This window comes from Oceanirhabdus sp. W0125-5 (assembly GCF_027938815.1).
Lineage (GTDB): Bacteria > Bacillota > Clostridia > Clostridiales > Clostridiaceae > Oceanirhabdus.
In genome coordinates this window covers 3,828,603-3,847,404 of sequence record NZ_CP115913.1, presented here as the reverse complement: position 1 = coordinate 3,847,404, position 18,802 = coordinate 3,828,603, and the positions used below count along the sequence as shown (strand labels likewise).

The following is an 18,802-nucleotide window of genomic DNA, read 5'->3' as shown; positions in this document are numbered from 1 at the left end:
GAAATAATAAGAATAAACGTTCTTAAGATTCATTATGATTGTAATGAAAAGTAAAGGTGTTGAAAGTAATGAAAATCAACAAAGCATATAAATTCAGAATGTATCCAAATGAAAATCAAATAAAGATTATTGAAAAATCTTTTGGTTGTTCAAGATATGTATATAATCATTTCTTAAACCAAAGGAATGAAATATATAAAGCTGAAAAAAGATGTATGAAATATACAGAACAACAAAATCAATTACCAAGTATAAAAAAAGAACTTGTATGGCTTAAAGAAGTTGATAGTACATCACTGCAGATGTCACTAAGAAATCTTGATGCTGCATTCAAAAATTTCTTTGAAGGTAGAGCAGACAGACCAAAATTCAAAAGTAAAAGAGACAACTATAGAGATTCTACCGTGAAATTTGATTTATACATGTATCAAAATATCGATGGTTCTACGATTTTTGTACATGTATAAATCAAGTATTGAACTGAGATATCTATATAAAACATATACAAGTAATTTTGTGAATAACAATATTGAAATAAAAAAAGATAAAATAAAACTGCCTAAATTGAAATATGTTAATGCAAAAATTCATAGATATTTTGAAGGTAGAGTAATAAACGCTACTGTTTCTAAAACATCAAGTGGTAAATATTTTGTATCTATATGTGTTGAAACAAAGATAGAGCCATTAAAAAAAGTATCGGGGAATGTTGGTATAGACTTAGGGTTATGTCATTTTGCAATATTATCAAATGGTGAAAAGATTGAAAATCCGAAGTATCTAAAAAAGTCATTAGATAAATTGGCAAAGGAACAAAGAAAATTAAGTAGTAAAGAAAAAGGCAGTAACAATTGGAATAAGCAAAGAATAAAGGTTGCTAGACTACATGAACGTATATCTAATCAAAGATTAGACTTCATCCATAAGTTATCTAAAAGAATTATAAGCGATAATCAAGTTATAATTCTTGAGTCCTAAATGCGGTAGCATTCATGATAGGGATATAAATGCCAGTAGGAATATCTTGAAGCAAGGGTTATTAGAGATAGCCTAAAAAAATAAGAACCGTAGGTCTTACGGGGATTGCCTGTGGAGAAAGTAGATTACGAAATCTGTGAAGCAGGAAAAGTTCTTGGATATACCAAGAAGCCCCCACTTCAGCGTGAGTAAGTGGAGAGTAGTTCACAAAATCAAATAGAACCAATTCAAGTAATGCATAGAAAGAATCCAGATAGAGAAGGGATAGATTACTTTTTTGTGGCAAAACAGTGGTCTGGTGAAATAAAAAACATGGAACCAAATAAATGTGACCTATTGGAATGGTTTGATTTAGATGACCTTCCTCACAATATTATTCCTTATGTTAAAGAAGCAATTATAAAATACATAGAAGGAATTAAGTTCACAAGTTTCGGATGGGAGTAGTATTACATTAGGAGAATGAGTTTAATATCTGGATATGGGGCATAAATAAATTTTGAATGAGAGGAAAAACAATGAAAATAGGAGTTAGTATTGGATATAAGAAACTAGATGCATTTGAGAAAAGTTTTGGTGAGTATAATGTTCAACATATACAAATTGGAGGAATACCTGGGAATATTGAAGGTATAAGAAAAGAGTTAAGTGAAAAAATTAAGGCACTTAAGTCTCAGAATCCTAATATAGAAATCAGCTTACATGCATACAATAAACTAAATTTGGCTGAAGAAGTTGATGAAGTACGTATGCTTTGGATAGAACTTGCTAAAAAAAATATTTATTTAGCGAGAGATATTGGAGCAAAATTTGTGAATTTTCATGCTGGTTATGGAGTTGATGCAGGAAGAAGAGTGCAGCACGAGAAATGTATTAATAACTTAATCCCTGTATTTAAAGAGTTAGTAGAAGTAGGTAGTGAGTGTAATGTAGAAATACATATAGAGAATGTTTATCCAGAGCAAAGGAATAGCGATTTCTGCAAATTAGGGGATAGGGTTAGTGATTTTAAAAAAATATTTGATATAAAAAGTGAGTTCCTTAAACTTTGTTATGATTATGGTCATGGAAATTTAGATGAACAAGGTATTGATATACTTCGTAGTTTTAATAATAGATTAGGAAGCATTCATGCTCATGATAATGATCAATTAGCTGATATTCATTGGCCCATTGGACAAGAAGTAGGAACAATTGATTGGGAAAATGAAATTCAGTATTTAAAGAATATTAAATTTGATGGAGTCTTTATATTAGAGAGTTATATTGATGATCAAGTAAAATCTTTAGAATTTTTACATAGAAAAGGATTTTAAAATATTGGGGGAAAAATAATGAAAAGGAAATACGCAGATAGACGGAATTGGACAAGAGTTATAGAAAAAAGATTCAACTTAATATACATAGAAAACATAGAACTGAATGGGTATTTATCAATTACGTATATTGATAAGGTAAAGGAACCTTTGATTGTAGGGGTTCAAGAAAAAGAATTATGTTTAGCGGATGAAGGTTATATATGGACACAATACTTTCCAAAAGATAAGAATTATGCCGTAACTATGATGTTTAATGAAAAACATGAATTAATTCAAATGTATTTTGATATTTGTACAGGAAATAAATTAAGTGAATCAGGAATTCTTTATTATGATGATTTATATCTCGATGTTGTTTTACTTTCATCAGGTGAGATTTTATTATTTGATGAAGATGAACTTGAAGAGGCCTTAGAAAAAAATGATATTACTAAAGAGCAATACGATTTAGCTTATTTAGAAGCTAATAATATTATGGAATATGCAAAGAAAAATAAAAAGGAATTAATAGGTATTAGTGATAAGTATTTAAAATATATGCTTTCTTAAAATAAAACTCATATTCAAAGTTAAACTTTGAATATGAGTTTTTAAAAAAGTTTTCCTGGTTTCTCATCTATTAAAGCCTTCATTCGTTTAATCATAACTGGATGGCTAGAAAGGGAATTAACAAGCCATATAAAAAATCCTTTTTGTTCTTGTGCTTCTTGAATATATGTCTCCATATCAATTTTTTTATATAAATGTTTTCCAGCTGAAAGAAGAATTAATCCTTCTTTTCCCTCAGGACACAAATATAATGCATGTTGGTCGCAAGTATATTCTCTTGCCCTTGAAAGAGCTTGACCAAGTAGTGGAATTAAATTACCTAAGCTAGTAAGATAATTATAACTTATTTTTGTATGTCGCATCTTGATATGAGCCATTTCATGTGCAATAACAAAGGCTAAGCTGTTTAAATCCTTGTGTTCACGGTATGCTACTTCAAATATATCTATATTAATTTGAATAAAATTTGTTTTGAAAAAACTTGCTGCAAAAGCATTAAGTACTCCTCCCTCTTGAATTACATAAGCATTAGGTACCTTCTTAAATTCAAGTTTTCTTGAATAATCTTCAATAATATCATATACTTCAGGAAATTGAGTTTTAGTAATCTTTATTGCATTTGCTCTTGTAGAGGCATATTGTTTTCCTAAAAAATAAACAATAGTAAACCACGAAAGTATAACAAATCCTGAAATTTCCCATACTCTGCTTGGTTCTTCAAATAAATCTGAAGCCCAAAATGGAAGTGATAGAGAAATAATACCACCCAAGATTGTAATAAATGTAACTAGTTTAAACAGTATTCTTTCTTTAGGATGGATTAATTTTTTATTTAGTTCTTTATTCTTGTATTTATGCATTATCATATAAAATTAGCTTGTCCTTTGACAAAGCTACCTCCCCTCTTATCTTATGTAAATTTATTAGTAATAACTTTACTAAGTTTATAACATTATTCTTAAACCAACATATTATTTTTCTTAAATGTATCTTAAACATTAAGTAATAGTGTTATATTTAATTAGAGAATTTCTTATTAACAAGTGAACAAGGATAATATGATTGTAAAATAGAGGAATAATAACAGGAAAATAGAAGTATAAAAAGAGGAAAGTAGCTTTATGTTGATAAATAGAAGAATTAAATACTAATTTTATTGATGTAATTAAAAAAGAAGAATTTATTGAAATATAACAATGCATTGTGGATTTTGTAAAACTGGAGGGATTAAACATGGTGATGACTGAAATAAAAACATTAGAAAAAGAAGATTTAGATTTACTTGTTCCATTAGCTAAAGAATATAGAGAAGCACATGAAAGTCTTAAATTTAAAAATGATTACAAAGAAATTTTTATTAAATACTTTGAGGGATTATTAAATGATAAAGAAAAAGTTGCAATTGTAGCAAAAGTTAGAGGCGAAATAGTTGGAATGATAGTAGGAACAATAGATGATAACTCGAGATTAATGCTGCCTGAAAAAATAGGTTATGTGCCATTTCTTACTGTATTAAAGAAAGCTAGAAGAAATGGAATAGGAAAGAAACTTGTTGAAGAGTTGAATAAGTGGTTTAAAAAAAGAAATATAAATTTAATTGAACTTTATACTTCAATAGATAATAGCGAGGCAAAGGAGTTTTGGGAAAAAAGAGGATATAATGTTTATCTTGAAAGGAGATTTAAAGAAATTTAATTATTAGATTTTTTGAAAGTAAATCTCCAGGTATGATTTCAGAATGTATAAGAGGAAAAGAAAAAGAAAATCAGTGGTCTGAGTTATGGTACATATTTGAGCCAGAAAATTTTGAAAAGACAATTGCTGAGTTTAGTGACGAAGATTTTGTTGAATATCGTAGATTAGAAGAAATTACTTGTATGAAGAAATTTGGTGATTGGTACGAGTTACAAAATAAATAATACACAGGTGAATATATTTATATACAATTGTTGATTTGAGGGGGAGATGAAGATGAATAATAAAATTGTAGAGGTACAATCTAATGATTTAGAGGATTTAGTAGGTATGGCGTTAGATTTATGGCCAGATAATACTTTTGAAGGACTGAAAGAAGAGTTTAATGAACTACTAGAAACAGAGGATGATGAAGTATTTTTATATCAAATTAATGGTGAGAACATAGGATTTATTCATGTTGCTATTAGACGTGATTATGTAGAGGGTTCTGACTCAAGTCCTGTTGGTTATGTTGAGGGGATTTATGTTAAACAGAACTATAGAAAGCAAGGTATTGCAAGAGAATTATTTGCTAAAGGTGAAAAATGGGCATTATTGAAAGGGTGTTCTCAGATGGGGTCAGATATTGAATATGACAATAAAGTTAGTTATGATTTTCATAAGAATATAGGATTCCAAGAGGCTAATCGAATTATTTGTTTTATTAAGGAGATTAAGAAATAAATGAAAACAAAAATTATAAAAATCATAATACTAACTATTTTATTAAGCTTTCTTTTAATATTCTTTTTACCATCAAGAACGCCCAAATATAATAGAAATTATAATAATAGCATCAGTGAACTCAATATGGTTGAAATTGGGGGAGTTGAGCAATCAATCTTAATTAGAGGAACAAACAAGGATAATCCTATTGTCTTATTTTTACATGGGGGTCCTGGATATCCACAGATCAGTTTCGCTCGTAAGTATCAAAAAAAGCTAGAAGAGGAATTCATAGTAGTAAACTGGGATCAAAGAGGAGCTGGAAAATCATATTCTAGAGATATACCTGAACATTCAATGACTAGAGAACAATTTGTTCTGGATACAAATGAAGTTATAGATTATTTATGCAAAAAACTAAATAAGAAATCTGTTTACTTAGTAGGACATTCTTGGGGAAGTGAACTTGGTTTATATGTTGTAGATAAATATCCTGAAAAGATAAAAGCTTATATAGGTATAGGTCAAGTTGTTGATGGCACTATAGGAGAGATAATATCCTATGAGTATGTGTATAATCAAGCTAAAGAAAATAATGATGTTAAATCAATTGAAATATTGGACAGAATCGGTATACCACCATATTCTGAAGCTGTAAAGGAAACTGCTGCACAGAGAAAAATATTAAGTAAATACCATGGTGTTGAAAAACAAGTAAATACGTTAAATGATATAATAATTGGAAGTATATTTTCACCAGAATATACTGGAATTGATTTTATAAGATTTGTTATGGGGAATGCTTTTTCTGCAAAAGCTATGTGGGGACAGAATAGTGAGTTGAATTTTATTAAAGAGCTTCCTAAGGTTAAAGTTCCTGTATATTTCTGTGGGGGAAGATATGATTATAATACTCCATCAATTCTTGTAGAAGAATATTATAATTTGCTGCAAGCACCATATAAGGAGTTTATATGGTTTGAAGATTCTGCTCATTTTCCTCAGTTTGAAGAGGTTGAAAAGTTCACATTATTAATGGTGAGAATAAAGAATACTCATGAAAAAATAAAAGGAGATTAGAAAAACCTTTCTATTTGGAGGATATGATGCTAGTACAATAAGAAAGAGAGATGGACAAACGGTTAATTTAGGCACTAAACAGAAAGAAAAGTTTATTGTGGTGTCTTCTAAAACGTAAATACTAAAATAGTATAAATTAAGTATAGAATAATTATAATAGTTTTATGCTTTGATAAAAGAAACAATTAATGTAATAATTAACTTATTATATTAATTGTTTTTATTTTATTATTGTATTTTAACAACAATAGTTTATCATAAAAAAGTATTATAATATAGCACAATAAAATGTAGTTTCTGCGTAAGTAGAAACATCCATCATTTTCAATTCTCAATTCACAATTCTCAATTTATTTTTAAAGGGGGAGATTATTATAGAAATTTTAAATTCTAAAAGCTATGATCACGATGTTGTAGCAGAATTATATGATATATTTGAAACAACTACAGAGGATATTGAATTAATTAAGAGACTAATTGAGAGTAAAGGACAGCTTAATATTTTAGAATGTTTTTGTGGAACTGGGAGAATACTTATTCCTATTGCTGTTGAAGGACATAAAATTTGCGGCATAGATTTATCTCCTAATATGCTTAATAGAGCAATTAATAAAGTAAATAGTCTTGATGAGGAAGTTCAAGAAAGAATAACTCTTAAGCAAGAAGATGTTCTAGAAGGTAATTGGGGAAAGGGATATGATCTAATTATCATTGGATGTAATGCATTTTATGAGTTACCTTCAGCAGAGTTACAAGAAAGATGTATAAAAAAAGCTTATGAAGCTCTTAGAGAAGGTGGATTATTATTTATAGATAATAATGACTACAAAGGAGATTGGGGTAGGAGTGATTTTCTTAACGAAAGAAATATATTCCAAGGAGAATGTAGTGATGGGACAATAGGGAAATATACATTAAAACAGCATAGTTTTGATGAAAAAAATAATATTCTTCACTATAGTCATAAATTATATATATCTAAAGATAATAAGAAATTTACATTTGAATATAAGAGTAGAAAACATCCTGTTACTGCAGAAGAAGTTAAAGGGTGGTTAGATAAATATAACTTTAATATTCTTAACTTTTTTGGAAGTAGAAATGGTGAAGAATACAATAGAAAAAGCAGCAGAGCTATATTTTTAGCAGAAAAAATTTAAAAGAAGTGTATTTACAATAATTTATTATAATGGTATAATTTATCTATATTTGTAAATTTGAAAGGAGACTACCAATGACAATAGTTGTTCTAAATAAGTAAATCAAAGATGTATTACAAATAAATATTTTAAAGGTTTAACAATTATTTTTTATTGAATTGTGAACTTAATATGATTATTTTTAGTCATCTTTAAAATGATGAGTAGAGTATCATAGAAGTTTTATTTGTGTTGCATTAATTTATGATTTTCTAATATTAGAACAACAGCATTAATAGTCCTTTCAAGTATATTTATTAATTCTTGCTAAAGTATGTTTATGTAAGATTATAAGATTGTAATTGAAATATAAGGATTTATTGCTGTACTTCATGTACAGCATTTATTTTTATATGACAAGCAATCATATATATATTTTTGATATTTTAAGGACTTGGAGAACGCTGTTCACTAGGTCCTTTTTTATTTGTAAATAAGAGGAGGTGATTTTATTTCAAACAATAAACCACAATTTAATATTAATGAGATAGATAGTTTTTTAGAAAAGTACTTTGGAGAAAAAGTTGAAGCTTTAGAAGTTTCTTCTGGTGGAAATCTGAAACAAGTTTATTTCTTTAAATACTTAGATAAAAAATATGTTATTCGATTTAGTAATATTAAAGATGAGTTTGAAGTGGAGAGATTTTTGCATGAAAAGTATGCACATCAGGGATTAGCAATACCAAGAATTATTGAGGTTGGAATATTGAATAATACATTTTTTTCAATATCTGAACAAGCTGTAGGATGCACAATAAATACTTTAGATAATAGCCAATTTAGCACAGTAATCCCTAGCTTAATTGAAGCAATAACAAAGATGCACTCTGTTAACTTAGGTGATGTTAAAGGTTATGGATGGATAGACTCATCAGGTAATGGATTATATGAATCATGGTATGAATACTTGGTCACATTCTTTAAGAAGGAACAGAATGGGTTTTGGAATGGATGGTATGACTTGTTTGAGAATAGTTTCTTAGAATATGATGTGTTTCAAGAAATCTATGAAAAAATGCTTCAATTATCAAAATACTGTGAATCAGAGAGATATTTAATTCATGGAGACTGTCACTTTGGTAATATTATTTCAAATACTAATTTAGTAACAGGTATTATTGATTGGGGGAATGTAATGTATGGGGACTTCATTTTTGATATAGCAACAATACATATGCAATTTCAATCACCAAAATTTAATATGAAAATGTTATTTCAAGAATACTATGAATCAAAAGGCATAAGTGTCCCAAACTTCAGAGAAAGATTTCTTTGTGCTACATATTGCAAAGGTTTAGATAGCTTAAGGTTTTTTGCAAAGCTAGGCAGGAAAAAATCATATGATTCTGTGAAAGATTATCTTTTATCATTAGATAATTAAAAAATAAATAAAAACAATTAAGGGGGAACAAAACATGGATAAATTATTATTTAACGTTAATGAAGCTATTGAATTTTATAAGAAAGGAGATATTGAAGAGTGGGTTCACTTGTTTCTGAATTCAGTAGGAAATAATAAACCGTTCTCTGAGGGATTAAAGCTTCAGAAAAGATATTGGATAGGACCAATTTTAATTGACATTGATAAATTAACAAGATGTTGTGGTCCAGAACCTGAAATGCAATATTATAATTCACCTGAATCATGGGATAAGCACATTGAAAAGTTTCAGGATTTAATTCGTGATGGATGGGACATGCCACCATTAATTGCAGAAAATAAAGAAGGAAAATTAATTGTAAATGATGGTAATCACCGTATAGAGGCTTTAAAAAGAGAGAATATCAAAAAGTGTTGGGCAATTATTTGGGATAGTGATAGTGAGGAAAATATTAAGCAGTTTGAAGAGTATTTGGCTAGCTAACAAAATTATAAAAGGAGTGCTATATGGATATTAAAAAAGTTTTCAGACCAACTTTAGGAAAAGTAATGACAACTTTATGTATATACATTTTTCTTCCTATAGTACCTGTATTTGTGTTTGTTAATGATGCACCTCCACAGTTAACTTACTATACTTTTATACGGTTTATAAAAAGATTTATAGATTATAAAGGTATTTGGTTTCATTCAATAGAAATATCGTGGATTACGATAATATCATTATTTATAACATATTGTATATTATCAATTATTAACTATTATTGTAATAAAGAAGAGCTAAAAATAATCCTTAAAAAATCATTTAAGATTAGTAAACTTAGAATGATAATTTTTATAATTGGAATGACAACTATTCCTTATATTATTTTAGATTACATTGTGGGATTATATGGAGGAACTTCATCATTACCCAGTGTTTTAAGTGTTTTACGTGATGCATTTGATTTATATTTTGATGGATTTGGAATACCAATTTCAATATTCACATTTTTATTTTTTAAGTTGGATGTATTTGTTTTAAGCAGGCTTCTTAGTTATACACAGATAACATACTTTTATGCTGGAGTCCCAAGTAATTTATCAGAAACAAACATAGTAATATTCATACTGATATTAAGTATGATAATTGTTGAATGGTATCTGTTGGCAGGGCTATTCACAACTTTAATTAAACTGATTAAGAAGAAAAGACAAAAGACATTAAATCAATAAGAAGAAAAAAGGAGAAACATATATGGAATTAAGAATAATTCATAATCCAAGTATTGTTTATGAATATTTGAAAAATAAGCCAAGATTTAATTATGTATATCAATTTAGCAATTTAACAATAAGAGAATGGGAAAAGGTTATTTGTTTTGGATTATTTGATCATTCAGAACTTAAAGAAATTGCTATGTTGAGTACTAATTGTGAAATACCTGTGTTACTTGCTGCTTCATTTGAAAATCTGCAATATAATATAGAACTATTAAAGAAAATAAAAATATATCTACCAGCACAATTCTATACTCATATTGATAGAGAAGTTTTAGAAGAGGTGTTTTCACAAAATCATATCTCTGAATTTGAAGAGTATGTTAATATGGGGTTAGATCAGTATCATGAATTAGATAATAATCATGAAAATATAGCTGTAAGACTTGGTTTTAATGACTTAACTGACATTAAAGATTTAATCTCAGTAAGTTATCCAGGGGCATGGCTTGACGATGAATTAGTAAAATTGAACGAAAACTTTGGAATATATGATGATGGGAAACTAATTAGTTTTGCAGGGATACATGCATATTCTGAAGAGTTTGAAGTCGCTGCTGTGGCGCATGTAACAACTCATCCTGATTATAGAAAAAGAGGATATGGTGAGAAAGTAGTAAAGGCACTAACAAATAGTCTTAAAAATAAAATTAAATTTATTGGACTAAATGTAAAAGTGGATAATCTTCCAGCCATCAAGTGTTATAAAAAGCTTGGATTTAAAAAGTATGGTAAATTTGTGGCATGTGTAGTAGATAACATTTCAGAAAATGCATCGGTAAAAGAATAATTATAATAAGGAGTATGAGATGAATAATATTGATAAAAGGGATAGATTAAAAGAAAATCCATTTAGCTATAAAATTACTAAAGCTAACAAAACTTTTATATTTTTTGATAATAGAAGAATAAAAATACTTAGTGAGAAAGAAACTGAAAAATTTATTTCAAAAATTAATAATAAAGATGAATTTCAGATACAAATGATATTAGCTAAACTAACTGGTAACTTTAAGCATGGGAATGAAAGGTAACGATACTATTGCAGAAAAATATAAATAAACATAGTGATTTTTAATCACTATGTTTATTCTATGCGTTTTTGTTGTGTAATCATAAAAATTATAATTAATTATATTTATCTAAAACCTCTTCTTTTTGCATCAATGGCACTTTCATTTTCACCAGGTTGTTGTATTGTCTTAACTATTTGGTTTCTAGAAAAATGATGTTCTTCTGATCTATTACCTTTTTTCTTTGCAGGAAGATCACTGAAATTTTTTACTGATTTCATTATAAACACCTCCATGATAAACTTTTATGCTCATATATAGTTTGTACTTTTTTTTATGTTTTATGCGTTAAAAATTCTCTTAGATTATTTTTTGATTTGATTTTCCTTTTCTTTTTCTTCAGTTCCATCAAGTACGAATTGATGAGTTTTTCCCATCATATAAGCAGTTTTGATCATTAATTTATCGTCTTTTGTTAATTTTCTTTCAAACATTTTTTCAAATTGCATATACATTTTAGAATAGTCAATTCTTTTCTTACCATTATCTTTTTTCTTCTTTTTCAAGTATTTTTCAATATTATATGTTTTAGGCTTAAGTTTTTTTATTGGAATTGATTTAAAGATTTCTGCTGTGAAATATGCATCGATGAATGCATTATGAAATTCATTACTATGAGGAATATGCAGCATTTCAACGGCATTTTTAAGACCTATATTACATCCCTTAGGACAGTTAAAGTATTTTGAGGCCAAAGCTTGTATATCTATATATTTTTCAGGAACTAATGATTTATTTAACGAATGATATTCAATATTTCTATATAGTTCCTTCATATCACCCATTCCCCAAATACATAATATACACTCTTCTTCTCCAATAAAGGAGATAAATTTTTTAAAAACATTTTTAAAAGATTTTCCATTCTTTAATTGATCTATAGTTATACCAGTCATTCTTCTTACAAAAGGGTGAATATCTTTATATATTTCAGGTTTAATAAATCTATCAAATGATGATATTGTTTCAAAGCTATTGTTTAATTTTATGGCACCAATTTGTATTATTTCAAAAGGGCAGATTTCATTTGGGACTGCTCTAGTTCTTTTTTTAGGATTAAAAGCTTGATTAAATTCTAAGTCAAAAATTATGTAATTCATTTCAATGCTCCTAAATATATTTATTACTATTTAGTATAACTCTTAGAGTATAAAAAAATCCAAAATCTAAATTATTAGTATTAATAATTTTTATATGTTATACAATTCTTAAAACAGAGTTAAATCAGTATATTTCATTATATTGATGAATATAATTTAAGCAATAAAAATTAAATATGGGGTGGAAAGATGAGAATTGAAGAACATCCAATTATCGATTTTAATAGGAGAGATAAAATTAACTTCAATTTCAATGGCGGAACAATTGAAGCATATGAAGGTGAAACAATAGCTGCTGCATTATATGCAGCAGGGGTTAAAGTTCTAGGGCATAGTTTGTTTAAGCACAGACCTAGAGGTTTATATTGTGCTATTGGAAATTGTTCTTCATGTTTAATGACTGTTAATGGAGTACCTAATGTAAGAATATGTGTTACAAAAGCCGAGGATGGAATGATGGTTAAAAGCCAGATAGGAAGAGGTGAATTGTTATGAAAGAAGTTGACATAGTTATCATTGGTGGAGGACCTGCAGGATTATGTTCAGTAATAAGTGCAGCTTCTAGTGGGGCTAAAGTGCTTCTTTTGGAAAGGAGTGATTTTTTAGGAGGACAACTCATAAAGCAAACCCATATGTTTTTTGGTTCAAAAAAGCAGTATGCATCAAAAAGAGGTTTAAATATTCCAGATTTATTATTGGATAAGATAGCTAAATACCATGAGCGTGTGGAAATACTTAATGATGCAACAGCAGCTGGAATTTATGAGGATGGTGTTATAACATACGAACATAAAGGAAGATACATGAAAGTTAAATCAAAGGCTATTATAGTTGCCACTGGGGCAATGGAAAAAGCTCTAGCCTTTCCTAATAATGATTTGCCAGGAATATATGGAGCCGGAGCAGTACAGACTCTGATGAATGTTTATGGAATTCGTCCAGGGAATAAGGTTTTGATGGTTGGAGCAGGGAATATTGGATTGATCGTTAGTTATCAACTATTGCAAGCAGGTGTTGAAGTTGTTGGAATAATTGATGCTGCTCCTCAAATTGGTGGATATTTAGTACATGCATCTAAAGTAAGAAGGATGGGTGTACCTATTTATACAAGCCGTACAGTAAAAGAAGCTGTAGGTAAGGAGTCTTTAGAAAAGGTTGTAACTTGGCAATTAGACGAAAGGTGGCAACCTATTGAAAATACAGAAAAGAACTTTAATGTAGATGTTATGTGTATTTCAGTAGGCTTATCGCCGTTATGTGAATTGCTATTACAGGCTGGATGTAGAACTAAATATATACCTGAATTAGGTGGGCAAACCCCTATAAGATTTTCAAACTATGAAACTACTGTGAAAGGAATTTTTGCAGCTGGAGATGTGGCAGGCGTTGAAGAAGCTAGTAGTGCTATGGTAGAAGGTTATCTAGCTGGTCTTTATGCTTCAAAGAGTGTAGGGATTGAACATACAAACTTTAAAGAACTTGTATTAGATTATACAAATCAATTAGAGGAATTACGTTCAGGCCCTACTGGATATAAAATCAAAAGTGGAATTGAAAAGCAAAGAGAGGTGTAATTAGTGCTGAAAAAGACAGGGGTACCTGCTGAGGAATGTATTAAGAGAGTATTTCCAAGTGAAGAAAGATTAAAGAAAGGACCAGTGGCGATTATAGAGTGTTACGAGAAAATTCCATGTAATCCATGCTCAGATGCATGTAAAAGAAATGCAATAAAATTTTTTGACGATATAACAAACATCCCCATGATAGATTATGAATTATGTACAGGATGTACCATGTGTATTAGTTCTTGTCCTGGTCTGGCAATAATGGTACTAGATAAGACATATTCTGAGGATGAAGTTCTCTTTAAAATCCCTTATGAGTTTTTACCCTTACCTAAGGATGGAGATATAGTTAAAGGATTAAATAGAAAGGGAGAATATATTACTAAGGTTAAGGTGGTAAAAGTGATGAATTTAGAAATATATGATAAGACAACTATCATTCATGTAGCAGTAAATAAGAAATATATCCATGAATTTAGAAATATTCAAATGGAGGGTATTTGATGGATGAAAATAGTATTATTATATGCAGATGTTCAGATATAACTTTAAAAGAGATAAAAGAATTACTCAATGAAGGATATTTAACTGTTGAAGAAATAAAAAGAATATCTAGGGCTGGAATGGGTCCATGTCAAGGGAAAACCTGTGGAGGATTAATTCAAAGGGAGATTTCAAAATTCACTAATGAAAAAATGGAAAATGTTAAAGTTTCTAATACTAGACCCCCTGCAAAGGCAATAAAGCTTGAAGATATTGCAAATGGAGTTGAAAATCATGAAGAAAACTGCTGAAGTAGTAATTATTGGTGGAGGAATAATTGGGTGTGCAATTGCTTATAACCTTGCAAAAAAAGGTGTAAAGAATATTGCAGTAATTGAAAAGAACTATTTAGCTAGTGGTGCAACTGGAAGGTGTGGTGCTGGGGTTAGACAACAGTGGGGAACCATAATGAATTGTACATTAGCTAAAGAAAGTATTAAGTTCTTTGAAACCGCAAAAGAAGAACTTCAATATCATAGGGATATTGAGTTTAAACAGGGAGGATATTTGATTGTTGCTTCTACGACTAAAGAAGATGAGCAGTTTAAAAAGAATGTTAAACTTCAAAAAAGTTTAGGTATTCCAGTTGAATATATAACACCTTTAGAAGCTAAGAAAATCGTTCCTTATCTAAATACAGAAAAGATAATAAGTGCAACTTATTGTTCAAAAGATGGACATCTTAATCCTTTTCTAGCTACGGATGCATTTGCTGTAGCTGCAAAAAGATTAGGAGTTAACTTCTATACAGACACTGAAGTAATAGAAATAAAAACTAAAAGCAAAAAAATACAATCAGTAATAACTACTAAGGGTGAAATTTTTACAGAAGTTGTTGTTAATGCGGCTGGGGGATATTCCAAGGAAATTGCAAATATGGTAGGAGTTGAACTCCCTGTATTTTCTGAGAGACATCAAATATTAGTAACAGAACCTGTGGAACCAATACTAAAGCCTATGGTTATGTCGTTTTCATTAAATATATACTGTCAACAAACGCCTCATGGATCTTTCATAATGGGGAGAGGTGACTCTAATGAGCCAAAAGACCTAAGAACCACTTCAAGTTGGCAGTTTCTAGATGAAATGTCCAAAACGGTAACTGAATTGTTACCTCCCTTAGGAAAATTAAGAGTAATAAGACAATGGGCTGGACTATACAATATAACTCCAGATAAACAGCCGATTCTTGGTCCAATAAAAGAAATAGAGGGGTTTTATCAAGCTATAGGTTATAGTGGTCATGGATTTATGCTAGCTCCAATTACTGGTATATTGTTAGCTGAACAAATTCTTGGAGAAAAAACATCTATTGATGTGAGCATGCTTGATAAAGATAGATTTGAAAGAGGGGAATTAGTCTTAGAACCATCTGTTGTTTAGAGAAATAAATTTAATGAGGTGAAGAAAATGCAAAATGCATATTTTAAAATTAGAAAACCAGAAAATGAGGCAATAAAAACATATGAACCAGGAAGTAATGAAAGAGATAGTCTAAAATTAAAATTACAGGAATTAAAATCAGAGACAATTGAGATACCACTGATTATAGGTGGAAAGGAAATATATACAGAAAGAACAGGGAAGTGTATTATACCTCATGATAAAGAACATGTATTAGCAACATATCATATCGCTGGTGAAAAAGAAGTAAAAATGGCTATTAATACTGCAATGGAAGCAAAAAAAGAGTGGGAAAGAATGCCGTGGGAGCATAGAGTTTCTATCTTCTTAAAGGCGGCTGAACTATTAGCTGGTCCTTGGCGTGATGTTATAAATGCATCAACAATGCTTTGTCAAAGTAAAAATGCATTCCAAGCTGAAATTGATTCAGCTTGTGAATTAATAGATTTTTTTAGATTTAATGCATATTATTTAACAGAAATATATAGTGATCAACCAATGTCCACTAAAGATTACTGGAATAGATTAGAGTACAGACCATTAGAGGGGTTTGTTTTTGCAATTACTCCTTTTAACTTTACTTCTATAGGAGGGAATTTACCTACAGCTCCGGTGATGGCAGGAAATGTTGCATTATGGAAGCCAGCCTCAACAGCTGTTTATTCTAACTATTTTGTAATGGAATTATTAAGAGAAGCTGGAATGCCTGATGGGGTTATAAACTTTATACCAGGTTATGGTAAAGAAATTGGAGACATTATTTTAGATAATAAGGATTTAGCTGGAATACACTTTACAGGATCTACTAAAGTATTTCAAGGATTATGGAAAAAGATTGGTGAAAATTTAAATAAGTATAAAGTTTATCCAAGATTAGTAGGAGAAACAGGTGGAAAGGACTTTATATTCGCTCATCATTCAGCCGATCATGAAGCCTTGACCACTGCACTAGTTAGAGGTGCTTTTGAATACCAAGGACAGAAATGCTCAGCTGCTTCTAGAGCATATATTCCTAAAAGTGTATGGAGTAACATGGAGTATAATCTAATCAATCAAATTTCATCAATAAAAGTTGGAGATGTAGAGGATTTTACAAACTTTATGAATGCTGTAATTGATAAAGTATCATTTGATAAGATATGCTCATATATTGAATTCGCTAAAGAGTCATCAGATGCAGAAATCATTTGTGGTGGTGAATATGATGATTCCAAAGGATTCTTCATAGAACCAACAGTAATAGTTACTACAGACCCAAAATTCAAATCAATGAAAGAAGAGATTTTTGGACCTGTTTTAACAATATATATTTACGAAGATGATAAGTTAGATGAAACATTAGATTTATGTAACTCAACATCTCCGTATGGACTTACAGGAGCAATATTTGCAAATGATAGAAATGCAGTTGTTCACATGAAAGATAAATTATTACATTCAGCAGGAAATTTCTATATAAATGACAAACCAACTGGTGCTGTTGTTGGACAACAACCTTTTGGAGGGGGTAGAGCTTCAGGAACTAATGATAAAGCTGGAAGTAAACTTAACTTATTAAGATGGATGAACCCAATGACTATAAAAGAAACATTTAATCCACCTAAAAATTATAGATATAAATTCATGAATGAAAAATAAAGATAAAGTATATTGAATTAACTTCCAGTTAGGCGTAGACAAGTGTCATAGCATGACTGGGAGTTCTTGGTTACTATCTATAGTAATTACTTCCTTCCATATTCATTAAAATCATGGTAGTATTGACATAGTAGTATTACAATGTTGATTTGAAATAGAAATTTGTGTTTTTAATAAAACTTGGAGGTTATTTATGATTAAAATTATGGCTGACTCAACCTGTGATTTATCTCAGGATATAATTGAGAAATATAATATTGGTGTAGCACCTTTAACTATTAACATTGAAGGTAAGCCATACAGAGATAAAATAGACATTCAACCAGATGAATTTTATGATATGATTCAAGAGTTAAAGGATGTAACAACTGCAATGCCAAGTCCAAATGAGTATTTAAAAATTATGAATGAGGCAGTTAAAGAGGGACATACTGAAATATTATGTATTTGTATGTCAAGTGGAACAAGTGGAGCATATTATTCGGGTGTAATGGCTAAGGAGATGTTCTATGAGGAAAATCCAAACTCGGATGTTAAGATACATGTTGTAGATTCAAAAGGTATGAGTCATGGAAGTGGATGGTTAATTTTAAAAACTGCAAAATTAAGAGAACAAGGAGCTACTTATGAGGAATTAATAAAGTTTAATGAATCATATAAAACAAGTGTGAAGCACTTTCTTGCAGTTGATGATTTAGATCATTTAATTAAGAGTGGCAGACTAACAAATGCAAGCGCATTCATTGGGAAGATTTTAAAGATTAAACCAATAATGTCTATGAGAAAAGGTAAGGGTGCAATAGTAGCAAAAGAAAGAGGTCGAAAAAAAGTCCTTAAACATTATATTGATGAATTTATTAAGAGAAATGACCCAGAGGTTACTGACTTTATTATTGTGGGTTATACATCAGATAAAAAAGTTGCTGAAAACTTAAAACTCAAAATTCAAGAAGAAACTGAGTTTAATGGCGATATATTCATTATGCAAATGGGAGTTGCTGTTGGTACTCATGTTGGACTAGGTGGAATTTCAATGTTCTTTGTTGAGAAAGGACATAAGAGAGATGGGTTATTTATTAATGAGTTTAATGATTTAATGGAAATGAAAAATGATCTATTAGGTAAATTAAAAGACCATGAGTAGAGTTAAGGGATACCGTATAGGTATCCCTTAAGTTATTTTAAAAATTAAAGCTTTATTGAAAAAATCGAGTTATGGAAAATATGAAGGATTTTTATAAAATTATGTAGAAATAATAACTTGGAGGGAAAAATGAGATTATGTTAAAAACTCTAAGTTAAAATTTGTA

At 29.4% G+C, this 18,802-nt stretch carries 26 protein-coding genes; 22 read left to right on the top strand and 4 right to left on the bottom strand.

All coding sequences use genetic code 11. The features are described 5' to 3' along the window. Positions 1 to 68: 68 nt before the first annotated feature. The 5 genes from OW730_RS26870 to OW730_RS18010 all read left to right on the top strand — a co-directional run bounded on the left by OW730_RS26870 (position 69) and on the right by OW730_RS18010 (position 2,846). Positions 69 to 467 (top strand): helix-turn-helix domain-containing protein, encoded by a 399-nt coding sequence (locus OW730_RS26870; RefSeq protein ID WP_333781228.1) that lies wholly within the window; start codon positions 69 to 71, stop codon positions 465 to 467. Then, entirely contained in the window at positions 460 to 978 is a 519-nt protein-coding gene (locus OW730_RS26865) for an RNA-guided endonuclease InsQ/TnpB family protein (RefSeq protein WP_333781227.1), read from the top strand. The genes OW730_RS26870 and OW730_RS26865 overlap by 8 nt, the downstream gene beginning before the upstream one ends. A gap of 234 nt (positions 979 to 1,212) precedes the next feature. After that, positions 1,213 to 1,425, top strand: a complete 213-nt coding sequence (locus tag OW730_RS18020; RefSeq protein ID WP_271225440.1) for a hypothetical protein — start codon at positions 1,213 to 1,215, stop codon at positions 1,423 to 1,425. Positions 1,426 to 1,496: 71 nt separating this feature from the next. After that, positions 1,497 to 2,294 carry a sugar phosphate isomerase/epimerase family protein gene (locus tag OW730_RS18015; RefSeq protein ID WP_271225439.1) on the top strand — a complete coding sequence of 266 codons (798 nt, stop codon included), beginning with the start codon at positions 1,497 to 1,499 and terminating at the stop codon, positions 2,292 to 2,294. 18 nt (positions 2,295 to 2,312) lie between these two features. Further along, positions 2,313 to 2,846: a DUF402 domain-containing protein gene (locus tag OW730_RS18010; RefSeq protein ID WP_271225438.1), complete on the top strand. Its 534-nt coding sequence runs from the start codon at positions 2,313 to 2,315 to the stop codon at positions 2,844 to 2,846. A gap of 41 nt (positions 2,847 to 2,887) precedes the next feature. Here the strand turns inward: OW730_RS18010 and OW730_RS18005 are convergent, their stop codons facing one another. Beyond that, positions 2,888 to 3,712, bottom strand: a complete 825-nt coding sequence (locus OW730_RS18005; protein ID WP_271225437.1) for a M48 family metallopeptidase — start codon at positions 3,710 to 3,712, stop codon at positions 2,888 to 2,890. 367 nt (positions 3,713 to 4,079) lie between these two features. On the opposite strand from OW730_RS18005, the gene OW730_RS18000 reads away from it, so the two are divergent. Genes OW730_RS18000 through OW730_RS17985 form a run of 4 tightly spaced genes read left to right on the top strand, consistent with a single transcriptional unit; the run spans position 4,080 to position 6,329 of the window. Further along, positions 4,080 to 4,541: a GNAT family N-acetyltransferase gene (locus OW730_RS18000; protein WP_271225436.1), complete on the top strand. Its 462-nt coding sequence runs from the start codon at positions 4,080 to 4,082 to the stop codon at positions 4,539 to 4,541. A 32-nt stretch (positions 4,542 to 4,573) separates the two neighbouring features. Then, a complete protein-coding gene (locus OW730_RS17995; protein ID WP_271225435.1) occupies positions 4,574 to 4,765 on the top strand; it encodes a hypothetical protein in 192 nt (63 codons plus the stop codon). A gap of 52 nt (positions 4,766 to 4,817) precedes the next feature. Further along, entirely contained in the window at positions 4,818 to 5,267 is a 450-nt protein-coding gene (aac(6'), locus tag OW730_RS17990; protein ID WP_271225434.1) for an aminoglycoside 6'-N-acetyltransferase, read from the top strand. Further along, positions 5,268 to 6,329: an alpha/beta fold hydrolase gene (locus tag OW730_RS17985; protein WP_271225433.1), complete on the top strand. Its 1,062-nt coding sequence runs from the start codon at positions 5,268 to 5,270 to the stop codon at positions 6,327 to 6,329. 403 nt (positions 6,330 to 6,732) lie between these two features. On the opposite strand, the gene OW730_RS17980 is transcribed toward OW730_RS17985, so the two are convergent. Then, positions 6,733 to 6,903 (bottom strand): hypothetical protein, encoded by a 171-nt coding sequence (locus OW730_RS17980; protein ID WP_271225432.1) that lies wholly within the window; start codon positions 6,901 to 6,903, stop codon positions 6,733 to 6,735. Here OW730_RS17980 and OW730_RS17975 point away from each other — a divergent pair. From OW730_RS17975 to OW730_RS17950, 6 genes are all read left to right on the top strand, one after another. Next, positions 6,830 to 7,489, top strand: a complete 660-nt coding sequence (locus tag OW730_RS17975) for a class I SAM-dependent methyltransferase (RefSeq protein WP_271229594.1) — start codon at positions 6,830 to 6,832, stop codon at positions 7,487 to 7,489. The genes OW730_RS17980 and OW730_RS17975 overlap by 74 nt on opposite strands. 472 nt (positions 7,490 to 7,961) lie before the next feature. Further along, positions 7,962 to 8,909, top strand: coding sequence for a phosphotransferase family protein (locus tag OW730_RS17970; protein WP_333781288.1), 948 nt, complete (start codon positions 7,962 to 7,964; stop codon positions 8,907 to 8,909). Positions 8,910 to 8,943: 34 nt separating this feature from the next. After that, positions 8,944 to 9,393 carry a ParB N-terminal domain-containing protein gene (locus OW730_RS17965; protein ID WP_271225431.1) on the top strand — a complete coding sequence of 150 codons (450 nt, stop codon included), beginning with the start codon at positions 8,944 to 8,946 and terminating at the stop codon, positions 9,391 to 9,393. A gap of 23 nt (positions 9,394 to 9,416) precedes the next feature. Further along, positions 9,417 to 10,124 carry a hypothetical protein gene (locus tag OW730_RS17960; RefSeq protein WP_271225430.1) on the top strand — a complete coding sequence of 236 codons (708 nt, stop codon included), beginning with the start codon at positions 9,417 to 9,419 and terminating at the stop codon, positions 10,122 to 10,124. 22 nt (positions 10,125 to 10,146) lie between these two features. Next, positions 10,147 to 10,959, top strand: coding sequence for a GNAT family N-acetyltransferase (locus OW730_RS17955; RefSeq protein WP_271225429.1), 813 nt, complete (start codon positions 10,147 to 10,149; stop codon positions 10,957 to 10,959). 19 nt (positions 10,960 to 10,978) lie between these two features. Then, positions 10,979 to 11,203 carry a hypothetical protein gene (locus OW730_RS17950; RefSeq protein ID WP_271225428.1) on the top strand — a complete coding sequence of 75 codons (225 nt, stop codon included), beginning with the start codon at positions 10,979 to 10,981 and terminating at the stop codon, positions 11,201 to 11,203. Positions 11,204 to 11,307: 104 nt separating this feature from the next. On the opposite strand, the gene OW730_RS17945 is transcribed toward OW730_RS17950, so the two are convergent. Both OW730_RS17945 and OW730_RS17940 read right to left on the bottom strand, forming a co-directional pair. Continuing rightward, entirely contained in the window at positions 11,308 to 11,463 is a 156-nt protein-coding gene (locus OW730_RS17945; RefSeq protein ID WP_271225427.1) for a hypothetical protein, read from the bottom strand. Between the two features lie 84 nt (positions 11,464 to 11,547). Further along, on the bottom strand, positions 11,548 to 12,342 hold the full coding sequence (locus OW730_RS17940) for a 3'-5' exonuclease (RefSeq protein ID WP_271225426.1): 795 nt from the start codon (positions 12,340 to 12,342) through the stop codon (positions 11,548 to 11,550). A gap of 189 nt (positions 12,343 to 12,531) precedes the next feature. On the opposite strand from OW730_RS17940, the gene OW730_RS17935 reads away from it, so the two are divergent. The 7 genes from OW730_RS17935 to OW730_RS17905 all read left to right on the top strand — a co-directional run bounded on the left by OW730_RS17935 (position 12,532) and on the right by OW730_RS17905 (position 18,636). Then, on the top strand, positions 12,532 to 12,837 hold the full coding sequence (locus OW730_RS17935) for a (2Fe-2S)-binding protein (protein ID WP_271225425.1): 306 nt from the start codon (positions 12,532 to 12,534) through the stop codon (positions 12,835 to 12,837). After that, entirely contained in the window at positions 12,834 to 13,916 is a 1,083-nt protein-coding gene (locus tag OW730_RS17930; protein ID WP_271225424.1) for an NAD(P)/FAD-dependent oxidoreductase, read from the top strand. Before OW730_RS17935 ends, OW730_RS17930 begins: the two co-directional genes overlap by 4 nt. Positions 13,917 to 13,919: 3 nt before the next feature. Beyond that, positions 13,920 to 14,411, top strand: coding sequence for a 4Fe-4S dicluster domain-containing protein (locus tag OW730_RS17925; protein WP_271225423.1), 492 nt, complete (start codon positions 13,920 to 13,922; stop codon positions 14,409 to 14,411). Further along, entirely contained in the window at positions 14,411 to 14,701 is a 291-nt protein-coding gene (locus tag OW730_RS17920) for a (2Fe-2S)-binding protein (RefSeq protein ID WP_271225422.1), read from the top strand. Before OW730_RS17925 ends, OW730_RS17920 begins: the two co-directional genes overlap by 1 nt. After that, positions 14,685 to 15,833, top strand: a complete 1,149-nt coding sequence (locus OW730_RS17915) for an NAD(P)/FAD-dependent oxidoreductase (RefSeq protein ID WP_271225421.1) — start codon at positions 14,685 to 14,687, stop codon at positions 15,831 to 15,833. Before OW730_RS17920 ends, OW730_RS17915 begins: the two co-directional genes overlap by 17 nt. 27 nt (positions 15,834 to 15,860) lie before the next feature. Further along, on the top strand, positions 15,861 to 17,492 hold the full coding sequence (gene pruA, locus OW730_RS17910) for an L-glutamate gamma-semialdehyde dehydrogenase (protein WP_271225420.1): 1,632 nt from the start codon (positions 15,861 to 15,863) through the stop codon (positions 17,490 to 17,492). 193 nt (positions 17,493 to 17,685) lie between these two features. Beyond that, positions 17,686 to 18,636, top strand: a complete 951-nt coding sequence (locus tag OW730_RS17905; protein ID WP_271225419.1) for a DegV family protein — start codon at positions 17,686 to 17,688, stop codon at positions 18,634 to 18,636. The last annotated feature ends 166 nt before the right edge of the window (positions 18,637 to 18,802 follow it).